Source organism: Streptomyces sp. F001, from assembly GCF_004187715.1.
GTDB classification, from domain to species: domain Bacteria; phylum Actinomycetota; class Actinomycetes; order Streptomycetales; family Streptomycetaceae; genus Streptomyces; species Streptomyces flavusporus.
The window spans coordinates 841,277-856,998 of the sequence record NZ_QZWF01000002.1 but is presented as its reverse complement, the minus strand read 5'-3'; the positions used below and the strand labels follow the sequence as shown (position 1 = coordinate 856,998).

The window sequence follows — 15,722 nt, the reverse complement described above, 5'->3', positions numbered from 1 at the left end:
TCCTCACAGCGGTCTTGCGACGACGACGTGCTCGAGCGGCGGGTCAGGAGTCGGGCCGGTGGGGGACGGGTGACGACGGGCCGGGCGTTTCGGGGGGAACAGCCGGTCAGAGGCGGTTGTGGTCGGTGAAGTCGGTCTCGAACTCGTCGACCTCGTCCTGCGCGAGGTCGAGCAGGGGGAAGTCGGACGGGATGTGTCCGCCCGCGTCCGGGGAGGTGACGTGGTCGGCCAGTCCGCCCAGCATCGCCAGCCAGGTCTCGCCCACCCGTTCCGCCTCGGCCTCCCCCAGCAGCCGTCCCGCCCAGGTCAGGACGATCGTCAACTCGGGTCCGGCCGAGGTGTCCTGGACCACGGCACCGGCTTCCAGCACATGGCGTGCGGGCCTCACCTCGTGCCCCGAAGCGCCGATCATGCCCGTCGGCTGCCAGGGGCTGACCGGGCCCGCGGGGCCGCCCGCGGTGAACCTGCCCAGGTAGTTGAAGCCGACCTGCGGCGCAGGAGCGGATTCCAGGGCCGGTGCCGTTTCGGGGTTGAGGTGGCGCAGCAGGTCGTAACCGAGGCCGTCCCCGGGTATCGCCCGTATCTGCTCCTTGACCGCCTTCACCAAGCTACCCGCGGCCGGCCCACCCGCCATAGCGTCGTCCAACTGACCAGCGGGCACCTCCAGCCGCACCGGATGCGAGCTGGTGAACCAGCCCACCGTGCGCGACAGATCCACCCCCTCCACCGGCTCACGACCATGCCCCTCGACCTCCACCAGGAGACTGCCGTCCGCATTCCCCCGCCAGTGCACGACCGCGGCCGCGAGACCGGCGAGCAGCACCTCGTGCACTCCGCAGTGGAACGCCGCCGGCACCCGCTCCACCACAACCGCCGCCTGCTCCGCCGGGACCGTCCAGGAACGGCGGCGCAGGGTGGCGGCGATGTCCGAGGGTGTATCGATGAGGCGACCAGCGAGGGGAGCCTCGGGCGCGCCCAGGAGGGTTTTCCAGGCGTCGAGTTCGGCGACGCGTTCGGTGGACGTGGCCTGCTCGGCGAGGAGTTGGGACCAGCGGCGGAAGGAGGTGCCCGGCGGGTCCAGGGCCGGTTCGCGTCCTTCCGCTGCTGCTTCGCAGGCGGCCTGGAGGTCCGGCAGGAGTACCCGCCATGACACGCCGTCCACTACCAGGTGGTGGGCCACGAGCAGCAGGCGACCTGTCTCAGCCGGGCCCGCATCGACCCAGACGGCCTGGATGTTCACGCCGGACACGGGGTCCAGCCGGTGCGCCGCCAGCCGGGCCAGCTTCTCCAGGTCCGCCGAGCCCGCCTCGACGCGGGTGACCAGCACGGCGGCGTCCACCGAGCCCGGTTCGCCCACGACGAGCTTGGGCTCGCCGGGCACCGCCCGGGCGCGCAGCATGTCGTGCGTGTCCAGTACGACAGCCAGACCGGCGCTCAGCACGTCCAGGCCGAGGCCGGCCGGAGCGCCCACGATCATCCACTGGGCGAACCCCGGACGGATCGCGTCCTCACCCAACGCCCGCATCGCGGGAGTCCAGGCCACCTCGCCTGTACCGACGTCTTCCGCACCAGCCTGCGGTACGGCCGGCTCGGCCAGGGCCGCGAGCCTTTCCGGGGTCTTCTCCTCGAATACCTGGCGTGGTGTGAGCGCCAGTCCGGCGCGACGGGCCCGGGACGCGAGCTGCATCGACATGATGGAGTCGCCGCCGAGTTCGAAGAACCCGTCCTCGACGCCCACCCCGTCCAGGCCCAGCACCTCGGCGAACAACTCGCACAGCACCCGCTCGGACTGTGTACGCGGTGCACGCCCGGAAACACGCGAGGCGAAGTCAGGGGCCGGCAACCCCGCGCGGTCCGCCTTCCCGTTCACCGTCAGCGGCAGCTCCTCCAGCACGACCACCGCGGCCGGCACCATGAACTCCGGCAACCGGTCCGACAGATACGCCCGCAACTCCTCCGGATCCACCCTGCCCGGCGTGTCCGCAACGACGTACCCGACCAGCCGCCTGTCGCCCTCCCCTTCCGCATCCCGCGCCGTCACCACCGCCTGCGCGACGGCCTCGTGCCCGGCCAAGACCCTCTCGACCTCACCCAGCTCGACCCGGAACCCGCGGATCTTCACCTGGGCGTCCGCCCGCCCGGCGAACCGCAACTCGCCCTCAGCCGTCCACCGGGCCAGATCCCCTGTGCGGTACATGCGTTCCCCGGCGCCGTACGGGCAGGCGACGAACCGCTCCCCCGTCTGGCCGGGACGCCCGACGTAGCCGCGGGCCACACCCGGGCCTGTCACATACAGCTCGCCCGTGACGCCCGGCGGGACCGGCAGCAGGAAGTCGTCCAGCACAAACGTCCGCACATTCGCCAGCGGCCGCCCGATGGACGGCGCCTCATCCCCGGCCCCGATCCCGGCATCCACCGCACCGGCCGTGGCCATCACCGTCGCCTCGGTCGGCCCGTACGTGTTCACCACCCGCGCCCGACCCGCCCACCGACTCGCCAGATCTGCCGTAAGCAACTCCGCACCCAGCACCCACCTCTGCACACCGGGCACCGTGTCCGGGTCCAGCACGCCCAGCAGCGACGGCACCACACTCGCCGTCTCCACGCCGGCGGACGTGATCATCCGGGCCAGAGCACCCGTGTCCGCGCGTTCCTCCTTCGTGGCGATCGCCAGCGTGCCACCCGACGCCAGCGTCACCGCCACATCCAGCACCGCCGCATCAAAACTGAACGAGGCGAACTGCAACGCCGTCACGCCCTCCCCCACCCCCAGCACCGGCCGCATCGCCTCAACCAGGTTCGCCACCCCACCATGAGCAACCGCCACACCCTTCGGCCGACCCGTCGAACCCGACGTATAAATCACATACGCCAACTGATCCGGCACGACCTGAACGTCCAGCGGCACCCCCGACATGGCCCCCACCGCCGGGTCATCGGGAGACACCCACGGCACCTCACCGAACCGCTCACCGATCCCCACCACCACCCGCACACCACTGTCGGCCACCATGAACAACAACCGGTCCACCGGATACTCCGGATCCAGCGGAACAAAGGCCCCACCCGCCCTCCACACCGCCAACTCCGCCACCACCATGTCCACCGACCGCGGCAGACACAGCCCCACCCGCACCTCACGCCCCACACCCAGGGTGACCAGGTAACGCGCCAACCGATCGGCACGCTCGTCCAATTCCCTGTAGGTCAGGGCGACTTCGTCGCACCGCACGGCCATGACTCCCGGCGACAGCACCCCACGCTGCGCGAACGACTCCGGCACCAACACACCCGGCAGCGCCGTCGCGGTGTCGTTCCAGCCCACCGTCACCTGCGACCGCTCATCGTCCTCCAGGACATCCATGTGGCCCACCCGGGTCTCCGGGTCGGCCACCAGTCGCTCCAGGACCCGTACGAACCGCTGTCCCACCTCGTCGGCCTGCTGCTGGTCGTACACGTCCGGTCGGTAGGAGATCCGGGCCTGCAGGCGGTCGGTCACCAGGACGCCGAGTGTCAGTGGGTAGTTGGTCGCCTGTTGTCCCGCCGAGGCGGAGAAGGTCGGCATGCCGGGAGCAGGGCGTCCCGCATCGGGCGTCGGGTAGTTCTCGAACACTACGAGGGTGTCGAAGACCGCCCCCGGCCCCGCGGTCTTCTGGATCTCGGCCAGACCGAGGTGCTGGTGGGCGATCAGCCGCGACTGCCGTTCCTGGAGCCGCGCCAGCATCTCGACGACCGGCTGGGCGCCGTCCAGCGGCACCCGTACGGGCAGGGTGTTGATGAGCAGGCCGACCATCGACTCGACGCCGGGCAACTCGGCGGGGCGGCCGGCGACGGTGGCGCCGAACACGACGTCGGTACGCCGTGCAAGCCGTGCCAGTACCAGCGCCCACGCGCCCTGCACCATGGTGTTCACGGTCAGGCCGTGCGTGCGGGCCCGGTCGGCCAGCGCCCGGGTGGTTTCCGGGGGAAGTCCCACGTAGCTCTCCGCCGAGAGGACCGGCTCGCCTCCGCGATCCGACGGTGCCACGAGGGTGGGTTCGTCGAGGCCGGCGAGTTCGGTGCGCCAGGCGGCGCGGGCGGCCTCCTTGTCCTGGCGGTTCAGCCATGCCAGGTACTCCCCGTAGGAGGCGGCGCGCCCCAGGCCGGAGGCATCGCCGCCTGCCTCGTACACGGCCGAGAGTTCGCCGAGCAGGACCGGCATCGACCAGCCGTCCATGAGGAGGTGGTGGGAGGTGACGATGAGGCGGTGCCGATGCTCGCCGAGTCGGATCAGCAGGAGTCGGAGCAGGGGCGGGACCGTGAGGTCCATGCGTTCCGCGCGCTCCTGTGCGGCCAGTTTCTCCGCCTGTGCCAAGAGGTCGGGCTCCGCCAGGTCCGACAGGTCGGCCTCGCGCCAGGGCAGCCCCACGTTCCTGGTGATGAGCTGCACGGCCTGGCCGTTCTTGCGGCGCTGGAAGCTCGCCCGCAGCGCCGCGTGCCGGCGCAGCAGCGCCTGCCAGGAGGCGCGTAACCGGTCGGCGTCCAGCGGTCCGTCGACGGCCAGGTCGAATTGCACGGCGTAGAGGTCGGGGCCGTCGTCGTCGAAGGCGGAGTGGAACAGCAGCCCCTGCTGCAGGGGTGACAGCGGCCACATTTCCGCCAGGGCGGAGCCCTGCGCAGCGATTGAAGACGTCACCGGGACAGCCCTTCCTCCAGGTTTGCTGCTATGGCTTCGAATTGCTCGATCTCGTCCTGTTCGAGGTCCAGGAGGCCGAAGTCGGACGGGGTGTGTCCGCCGGCGGTCGGCTCCGCCGTGTGGGCCGCCAGGCCGCCGAGCATGCGTACCCATGCCTGTCCCAGCCGTTCCATGTCGTCCTCGTCGAGCAGTCGGACGGGCCAGTTGAGCGTGACGGAGAGTTCGGGTCCGGCCGGGGTGTCCCGGACGACCGCGAGCCCTTCCAGGGCGTGCATCGCCGGCAGGCCGGGGTCGGCCGAGCCTCCGACCGCCGCTTCGCCGGCCAGCTGCCAGGCGTTGACCGTGCCTGCCGCTGCGGCTGCGGTGAACCTGCCGAGGTAGTTGAAGCCGACCTGGGGTGCGGGGGCGGCGTGCAGGGTCGGTGCGGTGTCGGGGTTGAGGTGGCTCAGCAGTTCGTAGCCGAGGCCGTCCCCGGGCGTCGTCCGCGTCTGTTCCTTGACCGTCTTCAGCAAGTGGCCGGCGGCCGGGCCGCCCGTGGCGGCGTCCTCGAGTTCGCTGTCCGTGAGGTCGAGCCGGACCGGGCGTGCGCTGGTGAACCAGCCGACCGTGCGTGCCAGGTCGACGCCGTCGAGCGGTTCGCGGCCGTGCCCCTCGACGGCCACGAGGAGCGTACGGGTGGCCGTCTCCCGCCGCCACTGCACGACGGCGGCCGCCAGTCCGGCGAGCAGCACCTCGCGGACGCCGCAGTGGAACGCGGCCGGCATCTGGTCCACGAGGACGGCCGCCTCCTGGGCCGGGACCGTCCAGGAGCGGCGCCGCAGGGTGGCGGCGGTGTCCGCGGCGGGGTCGAGGGCGCGACCGCCCAGTGGTGCTTCCGGTTCGCCCAACAGGGCCTGCCACGTGGGGAGTTCTGCGACGCGTTCGGAGGAGAGAGCCTGCTCGGAGAGCAGGTGCGACCAGCGGCGGAAGGAGGTGGCCACCGGGTCCAGCACCGGTTCGCGTCCGTCGGCGACCGCTTCGCAAGCCGCCTGGAGGTCCGGCAGCAGCACACGCCACGACACACCGTCCACGACCAGGTGATGCGCCACCACCACCAGCCGGCCCACCGCGTCCGGGCCGGCATCCACCCACACCGCTCGCACCATGACGCCCGCGGCCGGGTCCAGTCGGCCCGCGGCTTCCCGGGCCGCCTGTCCGGCGAGGGTGTCCAGATCCTCCGGTCCCGCCTCCAGCCTCGACACCAGCGGCGCCGCATCCACCGAGCCCGGCTCGCCCACCACGAACCTGGGCTCACCCGGCACCGCCCGTGCCCGCAGCATGTCATGCGTGTCCAGTACGGCGGTCAGACCGGCCGTCAGCACCTCCAGCGCCAACCCGGCGGGGGCACCGACGGTCATCCACTGTGCGAAGCGGACACCGGCGGCCTGTGGCCCGAACGCCCGCATCACGGGTGTCCACGCGACGTCGCCCACGCCCATGTCGGATACGGCGCCGGAACGTTCCCCCGTCCCGGCCGCCGCGGCGACCGCCGCGAGTCGTTCCGGCGTCTTCTCCTCGAAAACCTGGCGTGGTGTGAGCACCAGTCCGGCCCGGCGGGCCCGTGAGACCAGTTGCATGGAGCTGATGGAGTCGCCGCCGAGTTCGAAGAAGCCGTCCTCGACTCCGACCTGTTCCAGGCCCAGCATCTCGGCGAACAGGTCACACAGGATGCGTTCGGTGTCCGTGCGGGGCTCGCGGAAGGTGGTCCGGCCGGTCGTCGCGCCGGTGAAGTCGGGTGCGGGCAGGGCAGCACGGTCCACTTTGCCGTTCGCGGTGCGCGGCAACGCGTCGAGGACGACCACCGCCGCGGGCACCATGTGTTCCGGCAGCAGGTCGGCGACCGTGTCCCGTACCGTACGGCCGTCCACGCTGTGTTCGTCGCCGGCCACGTATCCGACCAGCCGGCGGTCTCCGGGGCGGACCTCCCCGATGATCACCGCGGCCTGGCGTACGCCGGGGAAGCTCGTGAGCGCGGTTTCGATCTCGCCGGGTTCGATGCGGTGACCGCGGATCTTCATCTGGTCGTCGGCGCGGCCGACGAAGACCAGTTCGCCGTCGCCGGTCCACCGCACCACGTCCCCGGTGCGGTACATGCGCTCCCCATCTGCGTACGGGCACGCCACGAACCGTTCGGCCGACAGCCCCGCCCGCCCAGGTAGCCCCGGGCGAGCCCGGCACCGGCCACGTACAGCTCGCCCGCCACCCCGACCGGTACCGGCCGCAGGCCCTCGTCCAGGACGTAGACCCGGGTGTTGGCCACGGGACGGCCGATGGGCAGCGGACCGTGGTGGTCGCCGATGCGGCCGGCAGTGGAGACGACCGTCGCCTCGGTGATGCCGTACTGGTGGTACATGGCACGGTCGGCGGACCACTGCCGGCACAGTTCCACGGGAAGCGCCTCGCCGCCGGTGATCAGCACACGCAGGTCGGGCAGCCGGTCGTACGGCATCTGGGCCAGGAACGTCGGGGGTATCGCCGCGTGGGTGATGCGCCGGGTGCGCACCAGGTCCGTCAGTTCGTCCCCGGACAGAGCCAGCCTCGGCGGGGCCAGGACGAGTCGGCCGCCCGCGCACAGCACCGGCCAGATGTCGGCCATGGCGACGTCGAAGCTCGGTGAAACGAGTTGCAGTACGCGGGCATCCACGTCCAGGGCGTACCGCCGTGTGTTCTCGACGACGAGGTTCCGCAGGCCGTGATGGGGCACCGCGACACCCTTGGGGCGTCCCGTCGAACCGGAGGTGTGGATGACGTAGGCGGCGTTTTCCCCCCGCAGCGGGTGCGGCCGCTCGTCGTCGCGGATGGGGCCGCCGGGGTATCCGGCCAGCGTTGCGGCCTCGGCGGGGTCGTCGGTCACGACTACGCGGCCCGCGTATCCCTCGGGTATGACGTCCCGGGTGTGCGCGACGCACACCACGACGGCCGGGGCGGAGTCCCTGAGCAGATATTCCGTCCGGTCCGCCGGGTAGTCGGCGTCGACGGGCACGTAGACGCCGCCCGACATCGCCACGGCGAGGAGCGCGACGGCCATCGCCGCCGATCGCTCCACCACGACCGCCACACGGCACTCCGGCCCCACTCCGGCATCGAGGAGATACCGCGCGAGCCGACCGGCCTCGGCGGCCAACTCGCCGTAGGTCAGTGACCGTTCGGCCGACTCGATCGCAACCGTGTCCGGGGAGTGCCGCGCCCGGCGGGTGAAGAGGTCGGGCACGAGTGCGTCGGGCGTGGTCGTCGCGGTGTCGTTCCAGTCCGTGGTCAGGCGGGTCCGCTCGTCGTCGGTCAGGACGTCGATGTCGCTGAGCCTCAGGCCGGGATCGGCGGCGACCTGCTCCAGCACGCCCGCCAGACGCCGCGCCAGCGCCTGGACGGTTCCTTCGTCGAACAGGTCCGTGGCGTACAGGATGTCGCCGGTGAGACCGGCCGGAGCGCCGTTCTGGTCACGCTTCTCCGTCAGGGACACCGACAGGTCGAGCCTGGCCGCGGCCTCCCGCAGGAATGTCGCGGGACGTACGTGTACGCCGGGGAGGTTCCATTGGGGTTCGGGGACGTTCTGCAGGGCGAGCATGACCTGGAACAGCGGGTTGCGGGACAGCGAGCGGACCGGGTTGAGCTCCTCCACCAGCCGCTCGAACGGCACATCCTGATGCGCATACGCCGCCAGATCCGCGGCCCGCACCCGCTCCACCACCTCCGCGAACGACGGATCCCCCGACACATCCACCCGCAACACCAACGTGTTCACGAAGAACCCGACCAGCTCCTCCAACGCCGGATCCGACCGCCCCGCCACCGGCGTGCCCACCACCACATCACGGCCCGCACCCATCCGCGCCAGCAGCACACACACCGCCGCATGCACCACCATGAACATCGTCGCCCGGCCCCGCCCGGCCACCTCCACCAACCCCGCATGCACCGCCGGAACCACCTCCACCGGCACCACACGCCCCTCGAACGACGGCACCGCCGGCCGCACACGATCCACCGGCAGCACCAAATCCCCGCCACCCCCGCAACTCCGACCGCCAGAACCCCAACTGACGCCCCATCACACCCTCAGCATCGTCCGGATCCCCCAACACCTCCCGCTGCCACAACGCGTAATCCGCGTACTGCACCCCAACACACCCCACTCCGGCACCCCACCCCCACACCGCGCCGCATACGCCACCCCCCATCCCGCGCCAGCACCCCCATCGACCAGCCATCCACCGCCACGTGATGCGCCACCACCGACAACACGAACTCACCCCCACCCACCACCACCAGCCACACCCGCCACGGCACCTCAACCCGCAGATCGAAACCGCATCGCAGATGTCCGGCCAGCACGTCCTCGACGCGGTCGTCACCGCACTCCACGACACGGAGTGCCGGGCGAGCGTCAGCCCCGGTCAGCAGGTGCTGGTAGGGGACGCCGTCGTTGTCGGGGAAGACCGTCCGCAGGCTCTCGTGGCGGTCCGCGACATCACCCAGCGCAGCCTCCAACGCCCCGACGTCCAAAGCGCCGGAGAGCCGCAGCACCAACGGCAGGTTGTACGCCGCAGCAGCCCCCGGAACCGTCGCCTCCAACCGGTTCAGGAACCACATCCGCTGCTGCGCGAACGACAACGGCACCACCCCCGGCCGCTCCCACGCCCGTAACGTCGGCCCCTCGGTAGCAACGGCGCCGTCCACCAGCCGGGCCAGCCCGGCCACCGACGGCTCCGCGAACAACTCTCCGATCCCCACCTCAACATCCAGCACCGCCCGCACCCGAGCCACCAAGCGCATCGCCAACAGCGAATCCCCGCCCAGCTCGAAGAACGACACCTCCGCACCCACCCGCTCCACACCCAGCACCTCGGCGAACAGAGCGCACAGTCGGCGCTCGGTGTCGGTCTCGGCTTCGCGGCCGGTGGGACGGTCGGCGAAGTCGGGTGCGGGCAGGGCGGCCCGGTCGACCTTGCCGTTCACGGTCAGTGGCATTGCGTCGAGCATGATCAGGGCCGTGGGCACCATGAACTCGGGCAGCCGGCCCAACAGGTACGCCCGCACGTCGGGGATGTCGACGGTGTCGGCGGCGGGTACGACGTAGCCGACGAGCCGGTTGTCGCGCGCGGTCACGGCGGCGTGAGCGACGGCCTCGTGCTCGGCCAGGACCGTCTCGACCTCACCCAGCTCGACCCGGAACCCGCGGATCTTCACCTGGGCGTCCGCCCGCCCCGCGAACAGCAACTCGCCCTCGGGAGTCCAGCGGGTCAGGTCGCCCGTCCGGTACATGCGCTCACCCGTACTCCACGGGCAGGCCACGAAGCGTTCCGCCGTCAGACCGGGCCGTCCCACGTAGCCGCGGGCCACGCCCGGTCCGGCCACGTACAGCTCGCCGGTGACGCCGGGGGGAACGGGTTGCAGCAGGTCGTCGAGCACGTAGGTGCGGACGTTGTTCAGGGGGCGTCCGATGGTCGGCGGCCGGTCCTGCGGACCGATCCCCGCGTCCACCGCACCGGCGGTCGCCATCACCGTCGTCTCGGTCGGCCCGTACGTGTTCACCACCCGCGCCCGACCCGCCCACCGACTCGCCAGATCTGCGTGAGCAACTCGGCGCCAGCACCCAGGTCTGCACACCCGGCACCGTGTCCGGGTCCAGCACGCCCAGCAGCGACGGCACCACACTCGCCGTCTCCACGCCGGCCGAGCGGATCATCTCCGCCAACGCAGCCGTATCCGCACGCTCCTCACTCGTGGCGATCGCCAGCGTGCCACCCGAGGCCAGCGTCACCGCCACATCCAGCACCGCCGCATCGAAGCTGAACGAGGCGAACTGCAACGCCGTCACGCCCTCCCCCACCCCAGCACCGGCCGCATCGCCTCAACCAGGTTCGCCACCCCACCGTGAGCAACCGCCACACCCTTCGGCCGGCCCGTCGAACCGACGTATAAATCACATACGCCAACTGATCCGGCACGACCTGAACGTCCAGCGGCACCCCCGACATGGCCCCACCGCCGGGTCATCGGAGACACCCACGGCACCTCACCGAACCGCTCACCGATCCCCACCACCACCCGCACACCACTGTCGGCCACCATGAACGCCAACGGTCCACCGGATACTCCGGATCCAGCGGAACAAAGGCCCCACCCCCCTCCACACCGCCAACTCCGCCACCACCATGTCCACCGACCGCGGCAGACACAGCCCCACCCGCACCTCACGCCCCACACCAAGGGCGACCAGGTAACGCGCCAACCGATCGACACGCTCGTCCAATTCCCCGTACGACAACGCGGATCGGCCACACCGCACGGCCACTGCATCCGGAGCGACCGCAAACGACTCCGGCACCAACACATGCGGCGCCTCCGTCGCGGTGTCGTTCCAGCCCGTGGTCAGGCGGGTCCGCTCGTCGTCGGTCAGGACGTCGATGTCGCTGAGCCTCAGGCCGGGATCGGCGGCGACCTGCTCCAGCACGCCCGCCAGACGCCGCGCCAGCGCCTGGACGGTTCCTTCGTCGAACAGGTCCGTGGCGTACAGGATGTCGCCGGTGAGACCGGCCGGAGCGCCCTGCTCATCCCGGCGTTCGGTAAGAGTGATCGCGAGGTCGAACCTGGCGGCCGGCGCGAACATGGAGGCCGACCGTACCTGTGCACCTGGCAGGTTCCATTGGGGTTCGGGGACGTTCTGCAGGGCGAGCATGACCTGGAACAGCGGGTTGCGGGACAGCGAGCGGACCGGGTTGAGCTCCTCCACCAGCCGCTCGAACGGCACATCCTGATGCGCATACGCCGCCAGATCCGCGGCCCGCACCCGCTCCACCACCTCCGCGAACGACGGATCCCCCGACACATCCACCCGCAACACCAACGTGTTCACGAAGAACCCGACCAGCTCCTCCAACGCCGGATCCGACCGCCCCGCCACCGGCGTGCCCACCACCACATCACGGCCCGCACCCATCCGCGCCAGCAGCACACACACCGCCGCATGCACCACCATGAACATCGTCGCCCGGCCCCGCCCGGCCACCTCCACCAACCCCGCATGCACCGCCGGAACCACTCCACCGGCACCACACGCCCCTCGAACGACGGCACCGCCGGCCGCACACGATCCACCGGCAGCACCAAATCCCCCGCCACCCCCGCCAACTCCGACCGCCAGAACCCCAACTGACGCCCCATCACACCCTCAGCATCGTCCGGATCCCCCAACACCTCCCGCTGCCACAACGCGTAATCCGCGTACTGCACCCCAACACCCCACTCCGGCACCCACCCCCACACCGCGCCGCATACGCCACCCCCACATCCCGCGCCAGCACCCCCATCGACCAGCCATCCACCGCCACGTGATGCGCCACCACCGACAACACGAACTCACCCCCACCCACCACCAGCCACACCCGCCACGGCACCTCAACCCGCAGATCGAAACCGCATCGCAGATGCTCGGCCAGCACGTCCTCGACGCTCTCTCCGTCGGCCAGTCCGACGACGGTCAGGGGCGGCCTGCCCTCCGTGCTGTCCAGCAGGTGCTGGCAGGGGACGCCGTCGTTGTCGGGGAAGACCGTCCGCAGGCTCTCGTGGCGGTCCGCGACATCACCCAGCGCAGCCTCCAACGCCCCCACATCCAAGGAACCCGAAAGCCGCAGCACCAACGACAGGTTGTACGCCGCAGCAGCCCCCGGAACCGTCGCCTCCAACCGGTTCAGGAACCACATCCGCTGCTGCGCGAACGACAACGGCACCACCCCCGGCCGCTCCCACGCCCGCAGCTCTACGCCGTCACCCCGACCGGCGCCCGAGCCCACGACACGCGCCAGCCCGGCCACCGACGGCTCCGCGAACAACTCCCGGATCCCCACCTCAACATCCAGCACCGCCCGCACCCGAGCCACCAAGCGCATCGCCAACAGCGAATCCCCGCCCAGCTCGAAGAACGACACCTCCGCACCCACCCGCTCCACACCCAGCACCTCGGCGAACAGAGCGCACAGCACCTCTTCGAGAGGTGTCCCGGGCCCACGGCCGGCTCCTGTTCCGGTGAGATCCGGTGCGGGCAGGGCGGCCCGGTCGACCTTGCCGTTCACGGTCAGCGGCAGGGCGTCCAGCATCACCATCGTCGGCACCATGAACTCCGGCAGGCGTCCTGCCACATAGGCCTGCAGGTCCGCGAGGTCGAGGCCGTCACCGGTGGGCACCACATAGCTGACGAGCCGCTTGTCCCGTACGACCACGGCGGCCTGGGTGACGCCCGGGTGTCCGGCCAGGACCGTCTCGACCTCGCTGGGCTCGACCCGGAACCCGCGGATCTTCACCTGGGCGTCCGCCCGCCCGGCGAACCGCAACTCGCCCTCAGCCGTCCACCGGGCCAGATCCCCTGTGCGGTACATCCGCCCACCCGCACCCCACGGGCAGGCCACAAACCGCTCCCCCGTCAGACCGGGCCGTCCCGCATAGCCACGTGCCAGGCCGGGGCCCGCCAGGTACAGCTCACCGACCAGGCCCGGCGGGACCGGCCTCAGGAAGTGGTCCAGCACAAACGTCCGCACATTCGCCAGCGGCCGCCCGATGGACGGCGCCTCATCCCCGGCCCCGATCCCGGCATCCACCGCACCGGCGGTCGCCATCACCGTCGCCTCGGTCGGCCCGTACGTGTTCACCACCCGCGCCCGACCCGCCCACCGACTCGCCAGATCTGCCGTAAGCAACTCCGCACCCAGCACCCACCTCTGCACACCCGGCACCGTGTCCGGGTCCAGCACGCCCAACAGCGACGGCACCACACTCGCCGTCTCCACGCCGACGGACGTGATCATCCGGGCCAGAGCCCGTGTCCGCGCGTTCCTCCTTCGTGGCGATCGCCAGCGTGCCACCCGACGCCAGCGTCACCGCCACATCCAGCACCGCCGCATCAAAACTGAACGAGGCGAACTGCAACGCCGTCACGCCCTCCCCACCCCAGCACCGGCCGCATCGCCTCAACCAGGTTCGCCACCCCACCATGAGCAACCGCCACACCTTCGGCCGACCCGTCGAACCCGACGTATAAATCACATACGCCAACTGACCCGGCACGACCTGAACGTCCAGCGGCACCCCGACATGGCCCCACCGCCGGGTCATCGGGAGACACCCACGGCACCTCACCGAACCGCTCACCGATCCCCACCACACCCGCACACCACTGTCGGCCACCATGAACAACAACCGGTCCACCGGATACTCCGGATCCAGCGGAACAAAGGCCCCACCCGCCCTCCACACCGCCAACTCCGCCACCACCATGTCCACCGACCGCGGCAGACACAGCCCCACCCGCACCTCACGCCCCACACCAAGGGCGACCAGGTAACGCGCCAACCGATCGACACGCTGCTCCAACTCGGCATACGTCAGCGCAACCTCACCGCATCGCACCGCAACCGCAAGCGGCGACGTGACCGCACAACGGGCAATCAGCTCCGGCACCAGTGCGCCCGGCACAGTGGCGTTGTCACTCAAGGCGGGCGGCAGCTGCTCACCTGTGTCGATCCGTCCCACGGGTACGGCGGGCTGCTTGACGCCCCGCTCGAGGAAGGCGAGGAAGGACCGGTGGGCGGCGCGGACCCAGTCGTCGTCGTAGAGCGTGGGGTTGGCCTCGAAGGTGATGCGCATGCCTTCGTCCGCCGTCCAGCCGCTGACCAGGACGCCGAAGTCCTCGGTCCGGCGGCTCGACAGGTCGCACATGATGCCGCGATGTGCGCCGAAGTGCAGGGTTTCGCCGGCCGCCGGCATGACGTTCACGTAAGGGCCGAAGTGCCGGCGGTCGCCGTGCGGCCAGGTGAGGTCGCGGCGCAGCTGCTCTCCGCGGTAGCGCTGGTGGGCGAGGAGGGCGCCGATCTCCTGGCCGGCGTGGCGTGCCAGGTCGAGCAGGCTCGTGCCGGCCGTGACGGGCAGGCGGACGGGCAGCATGTTGGCCATGGTGCAGGGGGTGCGCCGGGCGCGGTCGCTGGTGCGGCCGGAGACCGGGACGCTCAGGACGGCTTCGTCCGATCCGCTCAGGCTTGCCGTGAAGGCCGCAACCGCGGCGATGACGAGCCGGGGCCAGCTCACGTCGGCTCGGGCCGCAGCCGCGCGCAGTGCCGCCACGGCGTCGGGCGCCAGGTGGCCCGTTGCGCGCAGGACTTCGGGCGTGGCGGTCCCGCCACCGCCTCCGAGGGCCGTCGATCCGTGGCCGGGGACGGTGGGCGTGTCGGGCCGGTCGGCGAAGTGGTCGTGCCAGTACCGGCGGTCGTGTGCGTGCTGCTCCGAAGCCCGGTAGGCGGTCTCCTCGGCCAGCAGGTCGCGGAGCGGGGCGTGGTCCGTGGGGGCGGGGGTGTCTCCGCGCAGGAGGGCGGTGTAGATCTCGGCGGTCCTGCGGGCCAGCAGGGTGCAGCCGAAGGCGTCCATGAGGAGGTGGTCGTACCGGTGGAGCCAGATGTGACGGTCGGGTCGCAGCCGGAAAAGGGTGTGGGTGAAAAGCCTGCCGGTGGTGTGGCCGGTTTCCTGGAGCAGTTCCGCATGCATGGCTGTTTCGGCGGCCGTCCGCGGATCGTCATCGGAACCGAGGTCGACGACGGTGAGAAGGGCTTCGGAATTCGGGGGTCCGGAGTGCGGCTGGTCCCGTTCCGCGGGCGGATCGACGATCTGCAGCACCGTGTCGCCGTCTTCGATGAATCGCGTGCGCAGTATTTCCGTCTCGGCCACGACGTGTCGCAGTGCGCGCTCGAATGTGTCCGCGTCGATCGGTCCGTCGATTTCGATGTATTGACCGGCGCTGTACGCCTGGCGGGAACCGTCCACCCGTTGCGCCAGCCATATTCCCTCTTGGGCTTCGAATACGGGCAGGGCGTGACCGGTGTTGCCGTTCATCTTTCCCCCTCGTTCCCCATTCGCCGAACACGAGCGCGTGTACGAGCCGTCAGCATCTGCTGTTTCGTCGGCTCGGGGCCAGTCCTGTCCAACCGTGTACCGCGCACGGTTGGACAGGACGGCAGCGATGGTG

At 70.8% G+C, this 15,722-nt stretch carries 7 protein-coding genes and 1 pseudogene; 1 reads left to right on the top strand and 7 read right to left on the bottom strand.

What is annotated here, in order from left to right:
- Positions 1-106: 106 nt before the first annotated feature.
- The 5 genes from StrepF001_RS11545 to StrepF001_RS11520 all read right to left on the bottom strand — a co-directional run bounded on the left by StrepF001_RS11545 (position 107) and on the right by StrepF001_RS11520 (position 11,744).
- Positions 107-4,675 carry a non-ribosomal peptide synthetase gene (locus tag StrepF001_RS11545; protein ID WP_240797395.1) on the bottom strand — a complete coding sequence of 1,523 codons (4,569 nt, stop codon included), beginning with the start codon at positions 4,673-4,675 and terminating at the stop codon, positions 107-109.
- Positions 4,672-6,807: a condensation domain-containing protein gene (locus tag StrepF001_RS11540; protein WP_129798172.1), complete on the bottom strand. Its 2,136-nt coding sequence runs from the start codon at positions 6,805-6,807 to the stop codon at positions 4,672-4,674. The genes StrepF001_RS11545 and StrepF001_RS11540 overlap by 4 nt, the downstream gene beginning before the upstream one ends.
- On the bottom strand, positions 6,729-8,699 hold the full coding sequence (locus tag StrepF001_RS11535) for an AMP-binding protein (RefSeq protein WP_165396227.1): 1,971 nt from the start codon (positions 8,697-8,699) through the stop codon (positions 6,729-6,731). Before StrepF001_RS11535 ends, StrepF001_RS11540 begins: the two co-directional genes overlap by 79 nt.
- 71 nt (positions 8,700-8,770) lie before the next feature.
- On the bottom strand, positions 8,771-10,321 hold the full coding sequence (locus StrepF001_RS11530; protein WP_276322814.1) for a condensation domain-containing protein: 1,551 nt from the start codon (positions 10,319-10,321) through the stop codon (positions 8,771-8,773).
- A gap of 421 nt (positions 10,322-10,742) precedes the next feature.
- Positions 10,743-11,744, bottom strand: a complete 1,002-nt coding sequence (locus StrepF001_RS11520) for a condensation domain-containing protein (protein ID WP_129798168.1) — start codon at positions 11,742-11,744, stop codon at positions 10,743-10,745.
- Between StrepF001_RS11520 and StrepF001_RS49470 the strand changes: the two genes are divergently transcribed.
- A complete protein-coding gene (locus StrepF001_RS49470; protein ID WP_276322813.1) occupies positions 11,739-11,870 on the top strand; it encodes a hypothetical protein in 132 nt (43 codons plus the stop codon). The genes StrepF001_RS11520 and StrepF001_RS49470 overlap by 6 nt on opposite strands.
- 7 nt (positions 11,871-11,877) lie before the next feature.
- Here StrepF001_RS49470 and StrepF001_RS50020 read toward each other — a convergent pair whose 3' ends face one another.
- On the bottom strand, positions 11,878-12,810 hold the full coding sequence (locus StrepF001_RS50020; RefSeq protein ID WP_346656929.1) for a condensation domain-containing protein: 933 nt from the start codon (positions 12,808-12,810) through the stop codon (positions 11,878-11,880).
- Positions 12,787-15,589 (bottom strand): annotated as a pseudogene (locus StrepF001_RS11510) (amino acid adenylation domain-containing protein); the annotation flags it as partial. The pseudogene StrepF001_RS11510 and the gene StrepF001_RS50020, both read right to left, overlap by 24 nt.
- Positions 15,590-15,722 lie beyond the last annotated feature (133 nt).

Excerpts from the sequence above, each read along its gene's own strand:
- StrepF001_RS11540 (WP_129798172.1), bottom strand. The coding sequence starts at position 6,807 with ATGTACCGCACCGGGGACGTGGTGCGGTGGACCGGCGACGGCGAACTG.
- StrepF001_RS49470 (WP_276322813.1), top strand. The coding sequence starts at position 11,739 with ATGCACCGCCGGAACCACTCCACCGGCACCACACGCCCCTCGAACGAC.
- StrepF001_RS50020 (WP_346656929.1), bottom strand. The coding sequence starts at position 12,810 with ATGCTGGACGCCCTGCCGCTGACCGTGAACGGCAAGGTCGACCGGGCC.